The 13,735-nt window shown below is 67.4% G+C and carries 11 protein-coding genes; all 11 read right to left on the bottom strand.

What is annotated here, in order from left to right; translation table 11 throughout:
• Window positions 1-189: 189 nt before the first annotated feature.
• On the bottom strand, window positions 190-1,170 hold the full coding sequence (gene argF / locus ACYQ0Z_RS05480; protein ID WP_459865291.1) for an ornithine carbamoyltransferase: 981 nt from the start codon (window positions 1,168-1,170) through the stop codon (window positions 190-192).
• Window positions 1,167-4,427: a carbamoyl-phosphate synthase (glutamine-hydrolyzing) large subunit gene (carB, locus tag ACYQ0Z_RS05475; RefSeq protein ID WP_459865289.1), complete on the bottom strand. Its 3,261-nt coding sequence runs from the start codon at window positions 4,425-4,427 to the stop codon at window positions 1,167-1,169. Before carB ends, argF begins: the two co-directional genes overlap by 4 nt.
• Entirely contained in the window at window positions 4,420-5,493 is a 1,074-nt protein-coding gene (locus tag ACYQ0Z_RS05470; protein WP_459865287.1) for a carbamoyl phosphate synthase small subunit, read from the bottom strand. Before ACYQ0Z_RS05470 ends, carB begins: the two co-directional genes overlap by 8 nt.
• 41 nt (window positions 5,494-5,534) lie before the next feature.
• Window positions 5,535-6,722 (bottom strand): acetylornithine transaminase, encoded by a 1,188-nt coding sequence (argD, locus tag ACYQ0Z_RS05465; RefSeq protein ID WP_459865285.1) that lies wholly within the window; start codon window positions 6,720-6,722, stop codon window positions 5,535-5,537.
• Window positions 6,709-7,542 carry an acetylglutamate kinase gene (gene argB / locus ACYQ0Z_RS05460; RefSeq protein WP_459865283.1) on the bottom strand — a complete coding sequence of 278 codons (834 nt, stop codon included), beginning with the start codon at window positions 7,540-7,542 and terminating at the stop codon, window positions 6,709-6,711. The genes argD and argB overlap by 14 nt, the downstream gene beginning before the upstream one ends.
• 117 nt (window positions 7,543-7,659) lie before the next feature.
• The gene (gene argJ / locus ACYQ0Z_RS05455) at window positions 7,660-8,931 is read right to left on the bottom strand and encodes a bifunctional glutamate N-acetyltransferase/amino-acid acetyltransferase ArgJ (protein WP_459865281.1); all 1,272 of its coding nucleotides are present in this window, start codon (window positions 8,929-8,931) and stop codon (window positions 7,660-7,662) included.
• 40 nt (window positions 8,932-8,971) lie between these two features.
• Window positions 8,972-10,006, bottom strand: a complete 1,035-nt coding sequence (gene argC, locus ACYQ0Z_RS05450) for an N-acetyl-gamma-glutamyl-phosphate reductase (RefSeq protein WP_459865279.1) — start codon at window positions 10,004-10,006, stop codon at window positions 8,972-8,974.
• Window positions 10,007-10,242: 236 nt separating this feature from the next.
• Window positions 10,243-10,602: a c-type cytochrome gene (locus ACYQ0Z_RS05445; RefSeq protein ID WP_459865277.1), complete on the bottom strand. Its 360-nt coding sequence runs from the start codon at window positions 10,600-10,602 to the stop codon at window positions 10,243-10,245.
• A 42-nt stretch (window positions 10,603-10,644) separates the two neighbouring features.
• Entirely contained in the window at window positions 10,645-11,535 is an 891-nt protein-coding gene (locus tag ACYQ0Z_RS05440; RefSeq protein ID WP_459865275.1) for a transketolase C-terminal domain-containing protein, read from the bottom strand.
• Window positions 11,536-11,547: 12 nt separating this feature from the next.
• The gene (locus ACYQ0Z_RS05435) at window positions 11,548-12,441 is read right to left on the bottom strand and encodes a YitT family protein (protein WP_459865273.1); all 894 of its coding nucleotides are present in this window, start codon (window positions 12,439-12,441) and stop codon (window positions 11,548-11,550) included.
• Window positions 12,442-12,518: 77 nt separating this feature from the next.
• A protein-coding gene (gene prfB, locus ACYQ0Z_RS05430; RefSeq protein ID WP_459865271.1) for a peptide chain release factor 2 occupies window positions 12,519-13,662 on the bottom strand; the annotation gives its coding sequence in 2 pieces (ribosomal slippage) (window positions 12,519-13,574 and window positions 13,576-13,662; 1,143 coding nt in all).
• Window positions 13,663-13,735 lie beyond the last annotated feature (73 nt).

Raw genomic sequence — 13,735 nt, 5'->3', positions numbered from 1 at the left:
TCCCTTGTGCTGACACGCCCCGTTGGTTGCATGCGCATGTTTTTGCTTATGATAGCATATTTATTCACGCTTCGCCCAAAAAATTCGCCGCTTCAAACCGGTAACGCCGAACGTGTCCGTGACCGCCGCGTCTCGTCGGCGGTACCTCTCCGGTGGCGCCACGCGCGAAACCTGCGGCGCCGTCCTTCCTTATGCCCCGAGCAGCGCCACGAGGATCGCCTTCTGGACGTGAAGCCGGTTTTCGGCCTGGTCGAAGACGACCGACTGCGGGCCGTCGATCACCTCGTCGGTCACCTCTTCGCCGCGGTGGGCCGGCAGGCAGTGCAGGAATACCGCTTGCGGATCGGCCTTGGCCATCAGACCGGCGTTCACCTGGTACGGCGCGAAAACCGCCTTGCGCGCCTCGGCCTCCTCCTCTTGGCCCATGCTGGCCCACACGTCGGTGTAGACGGCATGGGCTCCGGAAACGGCCTCGACCGGATCCGTGGTCCATGTCACCGAGCCGCCCGACACCTGCGCGCATTCGCGGGCCGTCTCCATCACCGCCGGATGGGGCGCGTACCCCTCCGGCGTGGCCACGGCCACGTGGAGGCCCATCTTGGCCGCGCCGACGATGAGCGAGTGGGCGACATTGTTGCCGTCGCCGACGTAGGCCAGCTTGAGCCCCTCCAGGCGGCCGAACGCCTCCCGCAGTGTGAGCAGGTCGGCCAGCGCCTGGCAGGGATGCGCAAAGTCGGTCAGCCCGTTGATCACCGGCACCGTCGCCGCGCGGGCCAGCTCCACCACCTGCTGGTGGGAGTAAGCGCGGATCATGATCGCGTCGACATAGCGTGACAGCACCCGTGCCGTGTCGGCGATCGTCTCGCCCCGCCCCAGCTGCAGGTCATTCCGGCTGAGGAACAGGGCCTGGCCGCCGAGCTGGGTCATCCCGACCTCAAAGGAGACCCGCGTCCGCGTCGAGGGCTTTTCGAAGATCATGGCCAGGGTCTTGCCGGCGAGAGGCGCATACTGGCCTCCTTCCTTCTGCAGGACCTTGAGCCGGACGGCCAGGTCGAGGAGATAGGCCAGCTCGGCCGCCGTAATGTCGGCCAAGGCCAGGAAGTCGCGTCCTTTCAGCCCCTCGGCGATCGACTTGGCGGGCTCGCTCGGATGTGCTGCCGGAAGGTTCATGGTCGCATCCCCTCCTTGTTCGTCGCCCCTTGCACCACCGCGCGGGCGCCACGGTATGCCGCGAGGGCGCGCGGTGGCGATACGGCCGTGTCCATGGCCTCGAGGTATGCGGCAAAGGTGTCCACGCAGGTGAACAGGGGAACACCCGCAAGCAGCGCCTGCGTGCGCAAGCGAAAACCGTCGGTCTCCGGCCGCCGCCCGCGCGTCGGCGTGATCAGCGCGCATGTCACGGCTCCGTCGCGCAGGAGCGCCGCCCCCTCCCGCGCGTCGACGGCGCGGGCCACCGGCCAGCCGTCTTGGTGGAGGAAGCGCGCCGTGCCGGGGGTCGCCACCAGCTTCACACCCCGCGCGGCCAGCTTCGCGGCCAACGGGAGGAAAGCCGCCTTGTCGCGGTCGGCCAGCGCCACCAGCACGGCGTCGCCGGCGCCAAGCCGCCTGACGCCGCCCTCCTTCCACGCCAGGGCGTTCCACAGGGCTTCTTCCACCGTTGTCCCCAGGCCGATCCCTTCCCCGGTCGACTGCATCTCCGGCCCCACTGCCGGGTCCACGCCGGCCAGCTTTACCGTGGAGAAAACCGGCGCCTTCACGGCATAGAAGCCCGGTGATTCCAGCAACCCCGTCTGCGGATAGCTCAGCTCGGGCAGCGTCCGTCCAAGCTGGACCTGCGTGGCCAGGGCCACCATCGGCACGCCTGTCACCTTGCTGACGATGGGCACTGTCCGCGAGGCGCGCGGGTTCACCTCCAGTACGTACACGTCGTCGCCGCACACGACGAACTGGATGTTGAGGAGCCCCACGGCGCCGATGGCACGGGCAATGCGCACGGTGTAGTCGACCAGGCGGGCCGTCACCGATGCCGAGAGGTCCGGCGCGGGAAAGACGGCATAGCTGTCGCCGGAGTGCACTCCGGCGCGCTCCACGTGGCGGAAGATGCCGGGGATGATCACGGTTTCCCCGTCGCTAACGGCGTCCACCTCCACCTCGGCACCCGTCACGTAACGGTCGATGAGCAGAGGGAAGAGCGAACGGTCAAGGGCGGCGAGACGGGTTTCCGCCAGGTATCGCATTAGTTCCCCCTCGTCGGCGAGGACGGCCATGCCGCGCCCGCCGATGACGTAGGACGGACGGATGAGGACGGGATAGCCGATGCGTCGGGCCGCGGCGACGGCCTCCTCCTCGCTCATCACGCCGGTACCGGGAATGTGCGGGATGTCGAGCTCGCGCAGCAGGGCATAAAAGGCCTCGCGGTCCTCCGTGCGGCGGATGGCTTCCACCGGCGTGCCGTACACCTTGAGCCCGTGGGCTTCCAGCTTCGCCGCCAGGTTGATCGCCGTCTGCCCGCCAAACTGGACAAGGACGCCGTCGACGCCTTCCTTTTCGGCCACGTTCAGCACGTCTTCCACGGTGAGCGGGTCGAAGTACAGCTGATCGGCTGTCTCGAAGTCGGTCGACACCGTCTCGGGGTTGTTGTTGATCACCACGGCGCCGACGCCCATCTTCTTCAGGGCCTTGGCCGCGTGGACGGCGCAGTAGTCGAATTCGATGCCCTGGCCGATGCGGATCGGCCCGGAGCCGATGACGAGCACCTTCCGCTCCTTTTTGAGCGGCTCCACCTCGTCGACGCCGCACCACGTGGCGTAATAGTACGGCGTCTCGGCGTCGAACTCGGCGGCGCAGGTGTCGACCAGCTTGTAGGACGGCGCCCAGCCCCACGCTTTCCAGCGCGCCCGCACGTCGGCCAGCGTCACGCCGAAGGCCCGCGCCAGATAGGCGTCGGAAAAGCCCAGCCGCTTGGCCTCCTTCAGTGTCTCCGCCGGCACCGACGCCCAGTCGCATGCGGCCAGTTGCCGCTCCATGGCCACGATGCGTTCGAGGGCGCGGAGGAAGAAGCGGTCGATCGCCGACCACGCATGCAGCGTCTCCACGTCGACGCCGCGCCGCAGGGCCTCGGCGATGAGGAACAGCCGCCGGTCGGTGCCGCGTCGGATCTCCGCTTCGAGCTCGGCGTCGGAGAGGGCCGCCGCCTCGGGCAGCGCCAGGTGGTCGACGCCGATTTCCAGCGAGCGTACCGCCTTGAGGAAGGCTCCCTCCATCGTGCGGTCGATGGCCATCACCTCGCCGGTGGCCTTCATCTGCGTACCGAGGGTGCGGTCTGCGTGGGGAAACTTGTCAAAGGGCCAGCGCGGCCACTTGACGACGACGTAATCGACGGCCGGCTCAAAGCTGGCATAGGTGTGGCCGGTCACCGGGTTGCGCACCTCGTCGAGGCGGTAACCGAGGGCCAGCTTCGCCGCGATGCGGGCGATCGGGTACCCGGTCGCCTTCGAGGCCAGGGCGCTGGAGCGGCTGACGCGCGGGTTGACCTCGATCAGGTAGTAGCGATCGGAATGGGGGTCAAGGGCGAACTGGATGTTGCACCCGCCGACGACGCCAAGGGCGCGGATCACCTTCAGCGCCACGCTGCGCAGCATCTGGTACTGCCGGTCCGTCAGGGTCTGTGACGGAGCAACGACGACACTGTCGCCGGTGTGCACGCCGACGGGGTCGACGTTCTCCATGTTGCAAACGATGATGCACGTGTCGGCGGCGTCGCGCATCACCTCGTACTCGATTTCCTTCCAGCCCTTGACGCTCTTTTCAACGAGGATCTGGCCGATGGGGCTGGCCTCGAGGCCGCGTTTGGCCACCTGTTTCAGCTCGTCCTCGTCGGCGGCGATCCCCCCGCCGGAGCCGCCCAGGGTGTACGCCGGCCGGACGATGACCGGGTAGCCGATCACCGCGGCAAAGGCCAGGGCCTCCTCCACCGTCTCGGCCACGGTGCTCTCCGGAACCGGCTCGCCCAGCTCCTCCATCAGGGCCTTGAACTTCTCACGGTCCTCGCCCCGTTGGATCGTCTCCAGCGGTGTACCCAGCAGGCGCACCCCGTAGCGTTCCAACACGCCGGCTTCGGCCAGCTTCACCGCCAGGTTGAGGCCGGTCTGCCCGCCGAGGGTGGGCAGGAGGCCGTCGGGCCGCTCCCGCGCGATGATCGCCGCCACGCGCTCGACGGTGAGCGGCTCGAGGTAGATGCGGTCGGCCATCTCGTCGTCGGTCATGATCGTCGCCGGGTTGTTGTTCACGAGGACGACCTCGACGCCCTCCTCCTTCAGCGCGAGGCAGGCCTGCGTTCCGGCATAGTCGAATTCCGCCGCCTGGCCGATGACGATGGGCCCCGAACCGATGACGAGCACTTTGTTGATGGTCGGATCCTTAGGCATAGCGCGTCGCCCCCACGCTCTTGCACAGCTGCACGAACCGATCAAAGAGGATGCTGGAGTCATCCGGGCCCGGATGGGCTTCCGGGTGGAACTGCACGGTAAGGATCGGCCGGTGGCGGTGCAACAGGCCTTCCACCGACCCGTCGTTCACGTTGCGGTGGGAGATGACGAACTCCCGCGGCACGCTGTCCTCCCGCACCACATAGCCGTGGTTCTGGGCGGTGATCCATACCCGCCCGGTGGCCAGTTCCCGCACCGGGTGGTTGTTCCCGCGATGGCCGTAGGGAAGGCGCTCCGTATCGGCGCCAAACATAAGGGCGATGAGCAGGTGACCGAGGCAGATGCCCAGGCTGGGAATACGTTCCACGACCGGCCGCCATGCGGGGAGGAGCGGCAGGAGCTCCTTCGGGTCGCCGGGGCCGTTGGAAAAGAGGAGGCCGTCGGGCCCCAGGGCGAGAACCTTCTCCGGTGGCGTGTCATAGGGCACCGCCGTCACCCGGCAGCCCCGCGCCCGCAGCGCCTCGATGACCGACGCCTTCACCCCGAAGTCGATGACGACGACGTGCGGGCCGTCACCCGGCCACGTCGTCGGCACCCTCCGCGACACCCGCCCCACCGTGCCCCGCACCGGGCCCGGCTGCCAGTCCTTGGCCCGATCCGGATCGCGGGTGATGAGGCCATAGACGACGCGATGGCGGCGAATCAGCCGGGTGAGCGCCCGCGTGTCAACGTCGGCCAGGCCCGGGATCCCGAACCGCTCGAGGCGCGCGCACAGCGTCTCCGTCGCGCGGAAGTGGCTCGGCGCGTCACACGGCGTCTGCACGAGCACCCCGGCGAGGGCCGGACGGGCGCTCTCGTCGTCCTGCACGTTGAGACCGTAGTTTCCAATGAGGGGATAGGTAAAGGTCACGATCTGCCCGGCGTAGGAGGGATCGGTCAGCACCTCCTGGTAGCCGGTCATCCCCGTGTTGAAGACGAGCTCCCCCTCTGCCTCAACTGCCGCGCCGATCCACGTTCCTTCCATCACGTCCCCCGTGCTGAGAACCAAGTACCCGTTCACCGCCATCGCTCCCCTCTCCCACGTTTGTCATGCGCTCCTCCTGTTGATCACTCCGCCTTCGCGTCTCCCCCCTGCGCCGCCACCTCGTCCAGCGCCTCGGCCAGCGCCCGCACCGCCACCTCCACTTCCGCCGGCCCGATCGTAAACGGCGGCAGGAGGCGGATCACGTCCGTGCCCGCGGGCAGCATCAGCACGCCGCGCCTGCGCAGCGCCGCCAGGACGTCGGCCACCGGCACCGTCACCTGCACGCCGAGCATAAGGCCCAGACCGCGCACCTCGACCACCGCCGGCATTCGCGTGGCCAGTTCCGCCAGCCGCTCCTTCAAGAGGGCCCCCATTGCGCGCACCCGCTCGAGCCACCCGCCGCGCTCCAGCTCCTCCAGTGTGGCTAACGCCGCGGCCATGGCCACGGGATTGCCGCCAAAGGTGGTGCCGTGGCTTCCCGGTCCAAAGGCATCGGACAGAAACGCCTTGGCCAGCATCGCTCCGACGGGAAGGCCGCTGCCCAACCCCTTGGCCAGCGTCACGACATCCGGCACCACGCCATACTGCTGGAACGCAAAGAGCGTGCCCGTGCGTCCCAGGCCGGTCTGCACCTCGTCGACAATGAAGAGGAGGTCCCGTCGACGGCACAATTCGGCCACACCGCGCACAAAGGCCGGTTCCGCCGGCACCACGCCGCCCTCCCCTAGCACGAGTTCCAGCATGACCGCCGCCGTGTTGTCCGTCACGGCGGCCTCCAGCGCCGCCAGGTCCCCGTAGGGTACCGACCGGAAGCCTTCCGGCAGCGGGGCAAAGCCCGTCTTCACCTTCTCCTGCCCCGTCGCCGTCAGCGTGGCCAGGGTGCGGCCGTGGAAGGACCGGTGAAAGGTGACCACCTCATATCGCTTTTCCCCTTTCACCACCTGGAAGTAGCGCCGGGCCAGCTTGATCGCCGCCTCGTTGGCCTCGGCCCCGCTGTTGCAGAAGAAGGCGCGGTCAAGACCGCTCAGCGTGCACAGCTTCTCCGCCAGGCGTTCCTGAAGGGGGATGTGAAAGAAGTTCGAGCAGTGCCACAGGGCTTCCAGCTGCGCCGCCACGGCCTGTTTCACCGCCTCCGGTACGTGGCCGAGGTTGGTCACACCGATGCCCGAAGTGAAGTCGAGGTAGCGCCGCCCGCTCTCGTCCCACAGCCAGTGCTTCTCCCCGCGCACGGCCCGCACCGGCCAGCGGGCATAGGTGTCAAACAGCGTCACGGCCCTCGTCGCCCCCTTTCCCGGCCGACGTGGTCGCGGTGTGGCGCACCAGACGCGTGCCCACCGGTTCGCCGGCGGCGGCCCGCTTCAACACGTTTGGCTCGCGGCCGTCGACGATCAGCACTTCCGTTGCCGCGGCAAGGGCATCCAGGGCCGCACGCACCTTGGGGATCATCCCCCCGGTGATCACGCCCCGGGCGATGAGCGCCTCCGCTGCGGCGCTGTCGACGACGTCGAGTACCCGCCGCACGCCGCCTTCTTCCACCCAGATGCCCGGCACGTCGGTGACGAGCACCACACGCACGGCGGCCAACGCCTGCGCCACCGCGCCCGCCGCCGTGTCGGCGTTGATGTTGTACGCCTGGCCTGTTTCGTCCATCCCCACCGGGGCGATGACGGGGATGTATCCCATCGCCGCTACCTGGTGGAGGAGCGCCACGTTCACCCGCTTGACCGTCGCCACACGTCCCAGCGGCCCCGTCATCGGCTGGGCCTCCAAGAGCGCCCCGTCGCTCCCCGAAAGCCCCAGCGCCCGGCCGCCGGCGCGCCAGATGCGCCGCACCAGCTGCTTGTTGATCGCGCCGGCAAGGACCATTTCCACAACCTCGAGGGTCGCCTCGTCGGTCACGCGCATCCCGTTCACAAAAGCGGGCTCAATCCCGAGTCGTTTGAGCAGCGTGGAGATGGCCGGCCCCCCGCCGTGAACCACCACCGGCGTTATCCCGTTGTGCCGCAGGGCGACCAGATCGGCGAAGAAGCCGTCCGGCAGCGCGTTCATCGCGCTCCCGCCGCATTTGACCACCAGCGTCCCTTGGCCCATCGGTTCCTCTCCCTCCGCCCGGCCCTCCGCCTCCTGTCGGCGTGGGCCTCACCCGTTCTCGCATCCGCCTGCGCGCCCGCTTCGCCTCCGGCCGGCTTCAGGATAATCCTTCTTTCCTTACGCCCGACCGTAGCTGGCGTTGATGCGGATGTACTCGTAGGTGAGATCGCATCCATAGGCCGTTGCTTCCGCACGACCCTGGTTCAGGCCGATGGTGATGTGTACCGCCTCCCGCTCCAGGTGCGCCTGCAGCGCCGCCTCGTCGTACGGAACGGGGAGGCTGTTTTTGACCAGCTGCACGTCGCCGACCCAAATGTCCACCGTCTCCGGGTTAATGGGCGCCTCGCAATAGCCGACGGCGGCGATGATGCGGCCCCAGTTGGCGTCCTCTCCGAACATGGCCGACTTGACGAGGTTGGAGCCGATCACCGATTTGGCCACGGCGCGGGCCACCTCCTTCGTCGCCGCCCCGCGCACGTGTACCTGGATCAGCTTCGTCGCCCCTTCCCCGTCGCGGGCGATCATCTGGCTGAGGCGCCGCGACACATAAAGGAGCGCCTGCTCGAACCGCTTCCACTCCGGATGCCCCTCGTGAAGCGGCCGGTTGCCGGCCAACCCGTTGGCCAGGATAAGCACCATGTCGTTCGTGCTGGTGTCCCCGTCGATGGTGATCATGTTGTACGTCTCGTCGGTGACGCGCTTCAGGGCCCGCTGGAGCGCCTCCGGCTCCACGGCGGCGTCGGTGGTGAGAAAACCGAGGATCGTGGCCATGTTCGGCCTCACCATCCCCGAGCCCTTCGCCGCCCCGGCGAGATGCACGCGCTTGCCGTCGATGGTCATCTCCACGCAGACGGACTTGGTGAACGTGTCGGTGGTGAGGATGGCCTGGCAAAACCCTTCGGCGTTGTGCGGGCCAAGGTGTTGGGGCAGCCGGCGAAGGCCCGCCTCCACCACATCCATCGGCAGCGGCCGTCCGATCCACCCGGTTGACGCCACAGCCACGTAGGGCTCCGGCACGTCGAGCACCTCGGCGGCCAGCCGGCGCATGGCATAGGCGTCCTCCAGTCCCTTTTTCCCCGTGCAGGCGTTGGCAATGCCGCTGTTGACCACCACCGCCTGCAGCTTGCCTTCCTCGGCCAGGCTTTCCCGTGTCACGACGAGCGGCGCGCCCTGGAACCGGTTTTGGGTGAACACGCCTGCCGCTGTCGCCGGGACCGCCGAGCGGATGGCGCCGAGGTCCGGCCGCTTGCGCTTGATGCCGCAGTGGAACCCACCGGCGACAAAGCCCACCGGTGTGGTGACGCTGCCGCCGGGCACGACGCGAATGCCCCACTTGTCGGCCAATTCCGCTTCCTGCTGGCCATGAGCGAAAACCACACTGTGCTTCATGGTCGTCCACCTGTCCTTCCGCCAGGGAAATCGCGGGAACTTACGGGAACACCGGGCCCCGCTCGAGACCGAGAGTTTCCGGCCAGCCCATCATCAGGTTCAGGTTCTGCACGGCCTGGCCCGCCGCGCCCTTGACCAGGTTGTCGATGACCGCCACAACGATGGCACGTCCCGTTCGTGCGTCGAAAAAGGCGTTCACGTCGCAATAGTTTGACCCATACACGTCTTTGGTGCGCGGCACCACGCCAGCGGGGCGCACCCGCACAAAGGGCTTGTCGGCGTAAGCCGCCAGCAGGGCCTCGCGCAGGTGGCGCTCCGTCACGCCCGCCTTGGCGCGGGCGTAGATCGTGACCAAAATCCCGCGCGTCATCGGCACGAGGTGCGGGATAAAGGTGAGGCGCACCGCCTGGCCCGTCACCGAAGCAACGGTCTGCTCGATCTCGGGGATGTGCTGGTGCACCCCGATCTTGTAGGCGGTGAGGTTTTCGTTCACCTCGCTGAAGTGGGTGGACAGGCCCGGCGATCGCCCCGCCCCCGACACGCCGGACTTGGCGTCGACGATGATGTCGTCGTCCTCGACGAGGCCCTCCTTCACCAGAGGCAAGAGCCCCAGCAGCGTGGCCGTCGGGTAACAGCCCGGGTTGGCCACCAACCGGGCATTCCGCACCGCGTCGGCGAACCATTCCGCAAGCCCGTACACCGCCCGCGCGAGGAGCGCCTCGTCGGCCGTCTCCTTGCCGTACCACTGGCGGTACGTGTCGCGGCGCTTCAGCCGGAAATCGCCGGACAGGTCGATGCAGCGCACGCCCCGTTCCAAGAGCGCAGGAATCACCGTGTGGCTAACGCCCGCCGGTGTGGCCGTGAACACCACATCGGCCCGCGCCGCCGCGTCGGCGGGATCAAACAACTCCACCGCGACATCCCAATCGGCCAGATGGGGAAAGGCCTCCGCAAGCCTCTTGCCGCCCTGGGAATGGCCGTACAATGCCGTGATCGTCACCTCAGGGTGGTGGCGCAACAAGCGAACCAGTTCCGCTCCTCCGTATCCGGTGGCGCCCAAAATGGCCACGTGCATCGCCTGTCCCCTCCTCCGCATACCCCCGTGTACCGGACCGGTTTCATGTGCATTATTATACGACCATAAGTATACTCATTCAATCCCCAAATTTCCTGTTTCGCAAAACACGTGAACCACAGAAGCGAAATCGCTAAAGCGCTTTCATAAAGAATCGGGCGTCCGCCGAAAAAGAAAAGCCAACCGGTAACCCGGTCGGCTTCCGCGTATGCATCCCGCTTCCCCAATTCTTCCGGTCACTTGTGGTCGGCCAGCCAGGCGGCCAGGTTCTTTGCTTCATCGCCCTTCACCAGGCCGCCCGGCATCTGGCCGCGCCCCTTCTCGATGATGGCGAGGATCTCCTCTTCGCTGTACTTGGCCCCCACCTTCTGCAGGTTCGGCCCGACGCTCCCCTCAAGGTTGGCCCCGTGGCACGAAGAGCAGGATTGCTGAAAGATCGCCTGCGCGCGCGCGGCGTCATACCCGCCGGCCGCGGGCTGCTGGGGCTGGGCTTCCTGAGGGGGCTGCGGTTCCTGGCCCGCCCGGCACCCCACCAGCAGGGCGACAAGGGCAAAGCCAACCAGCGCGCGGCGCCCAAAGCGCCTCCCCTTTCGCATGCACTCGCCCTCCTTCCATCGGGATGTCCCCCTTCACCGTGTCTAGTATGTCCCGATTTGGCGGGCGAGTTGCACGAGGCGCTCCACAACAGCCTCCTTCCGCGTGCCCGTTTCGGCGCGCACATCCGCCACCCCGACGCGGTACACCCGCTTGGGCAGGCGCGCGGCGAGGCATTCGGCGACGGCGCTGCCCAGGCCGCCGCGGGCGCCGGCCGGCTCTACCGTGACGACGCCCTTGACCGGCCGGGCCGCCTCGACGAGCAGCGCCTCGTCGAGGGGCTTCACGGTGGGCAGGTGGAGCACGGAAACCGGCACCCCCACCGGGGCCAGCCGTTCCGCCGCCGCCAGCGCCGCCCGCACGGCCACGCCGGTGGCGCAAAGCAGCACCTTGCCGTCCGTCCGCAGCAGTGCGCCTTGTCCCCACCGGAACGGCGCACCGGCCAGCGCCGGCACGCGCGGGGATAGCTCGCCGACATCGAGGCGGAGGTAGACGAATTCCGGCCGCGTCAACACCGCCTCCAACGCCGCCTGCGCTTCGGCTTCATCCCCAGGAATCACCACCGCACCACTCGGCCAGGCGCGCACAAGCGCCAGTTCTTCCGCGCCGGCGGCATGCTCCTCATCCTCCTCCGGGTCCACCACACGAACCACCTTGATCGGCGTGGCCACGGCTTTCCATTCGGGCGGCCACCAAAACCGCAGCGGCTGCGCCGTGAACACCACCGGCGTTTTCTCGCACAGCGCCAGCGCAGCGGCCATGCTCAGGGCATTGGCACCGCCGGACGACACGCGGAAAATACGGTCGGGAAACACCCGGGAAAAGGACTCGACAAGCGGCTCTGCGCCTTCCGTGGCAATAACCACCAGCGACGGCCGCCGCCGCGCCACGTCCAACAGCGCCTCACCGAAACCCGTCGGGATGTGCCGGATCATATCCGCCTCCCCTTATCGTTTGAATCCGTCGAGGGCCTGAAACCCTTCGCCGAGCACTTCATGCGCCTCCGTCACGATAACGAAGGCTTCCGGATCCACCTGCGCCACCAGCTCCTTCAGCTTGGGCACCTCGCGCCAATGGACCACGCACAGGAGGAGGTGGCGTTCCCGTCCCGAATAGCCGCCCACGGCCGGGATGCGCGTCACGCCGCGGTCCAGCTCGTGCAGGATGGCCTGGCGAATCGCCTCTTCATGCCGGGAAATGATCAGGCCCATCTTGGCGTACCCCATCCCCATCTGCACGAGGTCGATCGTTTTCCCCGTCACAAACAGGCCCACCAGGGCGTGGAGCGCACCTTCAGGGCCAAAGACCACGGCGGCCGTGAGCACCACGAAGCCGTCGATGAGCAAGATGCACAGCCCCAGCGACCATCGGGTGAACTTGTGCAGGATCTGCGCCGCCACGTCGGTGCCGCCCGTTGATGCGCGGGCCTTGAACACCAGCCCCAGCCCGATCCCGACCCCCACGCCGCCGAACACCGCCGCTAGCAGCGGATCGCGGGTCAGCGGCGGCAGGGGGTCGGTGAGGAGCACAAAGAGCGGCAGCACCAGGGTGCCGTACAACGTCTTGAAACCGAACTGTCCCCCCAGGACGAGTACGCCGGCAAGAAACAGGGGGATGTTAAGCGCCCACTGCGTGATGGCCGGGCGCACGCCGAACACGGCCTCCACAACCGTGCTGATGCCGCTCACGCCCCCGGTTGCGATGCCGTTGGGGTTCAAAAAGAGGTTGAACGCCAGGGCCACAAAGAAGGCCCCCGCGGTCAACAGGCCGTATTCGGCCGCCCAGACGCGTATTTCTGTCCCCCGCGCACGGCGCCGGTTGGGTCGAAGGTGTTCCCCCATCACGTGGCTCATCCTTACGCTTGGTTTCCTCCGATCTGCGTGCGCTTCTCCTCCAGCCGCGGCCGGACGCGGCGGCACTACGCCTGCTGGCCGCCGGATTCGCGCTTTTGTACCTGCTGGCGCAGGTAGGCGTCGATGAACACGTCGATCTCCCCGTCCATCACCGCCTGCACGTTCCCCACCTCCACGCCGGTGCGGTGATCCTTCACCAGCGAATAGGGGTGAAAGACGTACGAGCGGATCTGGTTGCCCCACGCGATCTCCTTCTGCTCCCCGCGCAGTTCGGCCAGCTGTTTCTCCTGCTCCTGGCGTTTAAGCTCGAGCAGCCGCGCCTTGAGGATCTTCATCGCCCGCTCGCGGTTCTGGATTTGCGAGCGTTCCGACTGGCACGTCACCACGATGCCCGTCGGCAGGTGGGTGATGCGCACGGCCGACTCCGTCTTGTTGACGTGCTGGCCGCCGGCACCGCTCGAGCGATACGTATCGATGCGCAGGTCTTCGGGCCGGATCTCGATTTCCACGTCGTCGTCCATCTCCGGGATCACGTCGACAGAGACAAACGACGTGTGGCGGCGGCCCGCCGCGTCGAAGGGGGAGATGCGCACCAACCGGTGGACGCCCTTCTCCGCCTTCAGGTACCCATAGGCGTTGTGCCCCTTGATGAGCAGCGTCACGCTCTTGATGCCAGCTTCCTCGCCGGGCTGGTAGTCGAGGGTTTCCACCACGTACCCCTTGTCCTCCGCCCAGCGGGTGTACATGCGCAGGAGCATCGACGCCCAGTCCTGCGACTCCGTCCCCCCAGCGCCCGGGTGGATCTCCACAATGGCGTTGTTCTTGTCGTAGGGGCCGTTCAAGAGCAGCTCCAGCTCAAACTGGGCCAGCTGCTCCTTCAGCTTGGCCAGATGTTCGGCGATTTCGGGCAGGAGCGACTCGTCATCCTCCTCCTGGGCCAACTCGACCATTACCTCGAGGTCGTCGTAGGCCGCCTGGAGCCCCTCGAGGGTCTCCACCTGCTTTCGGAGGGCATTCAGCTCGCCGATCACCTTCTGGGCTGCGGCGTTGTCGTCCCAGAAGTCGGGAGCGGCCATCTCCTCCTCAAGGGCAGCAATCCGCGCTTTCTTCCCAGGGAGGTCAAAGAGACCCCCTGATTTCCGCCAATCGCTTGGCTGTGATGGAAAGCTCGGCTTTCAGTTCGGCAAGGGAAAGGATCGTCACGGTCATCACCTCTCGTCCAGTGTTCGGGTTGAAGGGCATCCGGGACACGCATCCGGCAACACGCCAAGCCGCGTGCACC

The sequence above is a fragment of the Calditerricola yamamurae genome (assembly GCF_054654135.1).
The sequence above is the reverse complement of the archived record's forward strand: the minus strand, read 5'-3'. Positions and strand labels throughout refer to the sequence as shown.

Bases quoted from the DNA above. Each gene is read 5' to 3' on its own strand.
- argB (WP_459865283.1), bottom strand. From the start codon at position 7,542: ATGGGCCAAGGGACGCTGGTGGTCAAATGCGGCGGGAGCGCGATGAAC.
- ACYQ0Z_RS05440 (WP_459865275.1), bottom strand. From the start codon at position 11,535: ATGATCCGGCACATCCCGACGGGTTTCGGTGAGGCGCTGTTGGACGTG.
- argJ (WP_459865281.1), bottom strand. From the start codon at position 8,931: ATGAAGCACAGTGTGGTTTTCGCTCATGGCCAGCAGGAAGCGGAATTG.
- ACYQ0Z_RS05445 (WP_459865277.1), bottom strand. From the start codon at position 10,602: ATGCGAAAGGGGAGGCGCTTTGGGCGCCGCGCGCTGGTTGGCTTTGCC.
- argF (WP_459865291.1), bottom strand. From the start codon at position 1,170: ATGAACCTTCCGGCAGCACATCCGAGCGAGCCCGCCAAGTCGATCGCC.
- ACYQ0Z_RS05435 (WP_459865273.1), bottom strand. From the start codon at position 12,441: ATGGGGGAACACCTTCGACCCAACCGGCGCCGTGCGCGGGGGACAGAA.
- argC (WP_459865279.1), bottom strand. From the start codon at position 10,006: ATGCACGTGGCCATTTTGGGCGCCACCGGATACGGAGGAGCGGAACTG.
- ACYQ0Z_RS05470 (WP_459865287.1), bottom strand. From the start codon at position 5,493: ATGGCGGTGAACGGGTACTTGGTTCTCAGCACGGGGGACGTGATGGAA.
- carB (WP_459865289.1), bottom strand. From the start codon at position 4,427: ATGCCTAAGGATCCGACCATCAACAAAGTGCTCGTCATCGGTTCGGGG.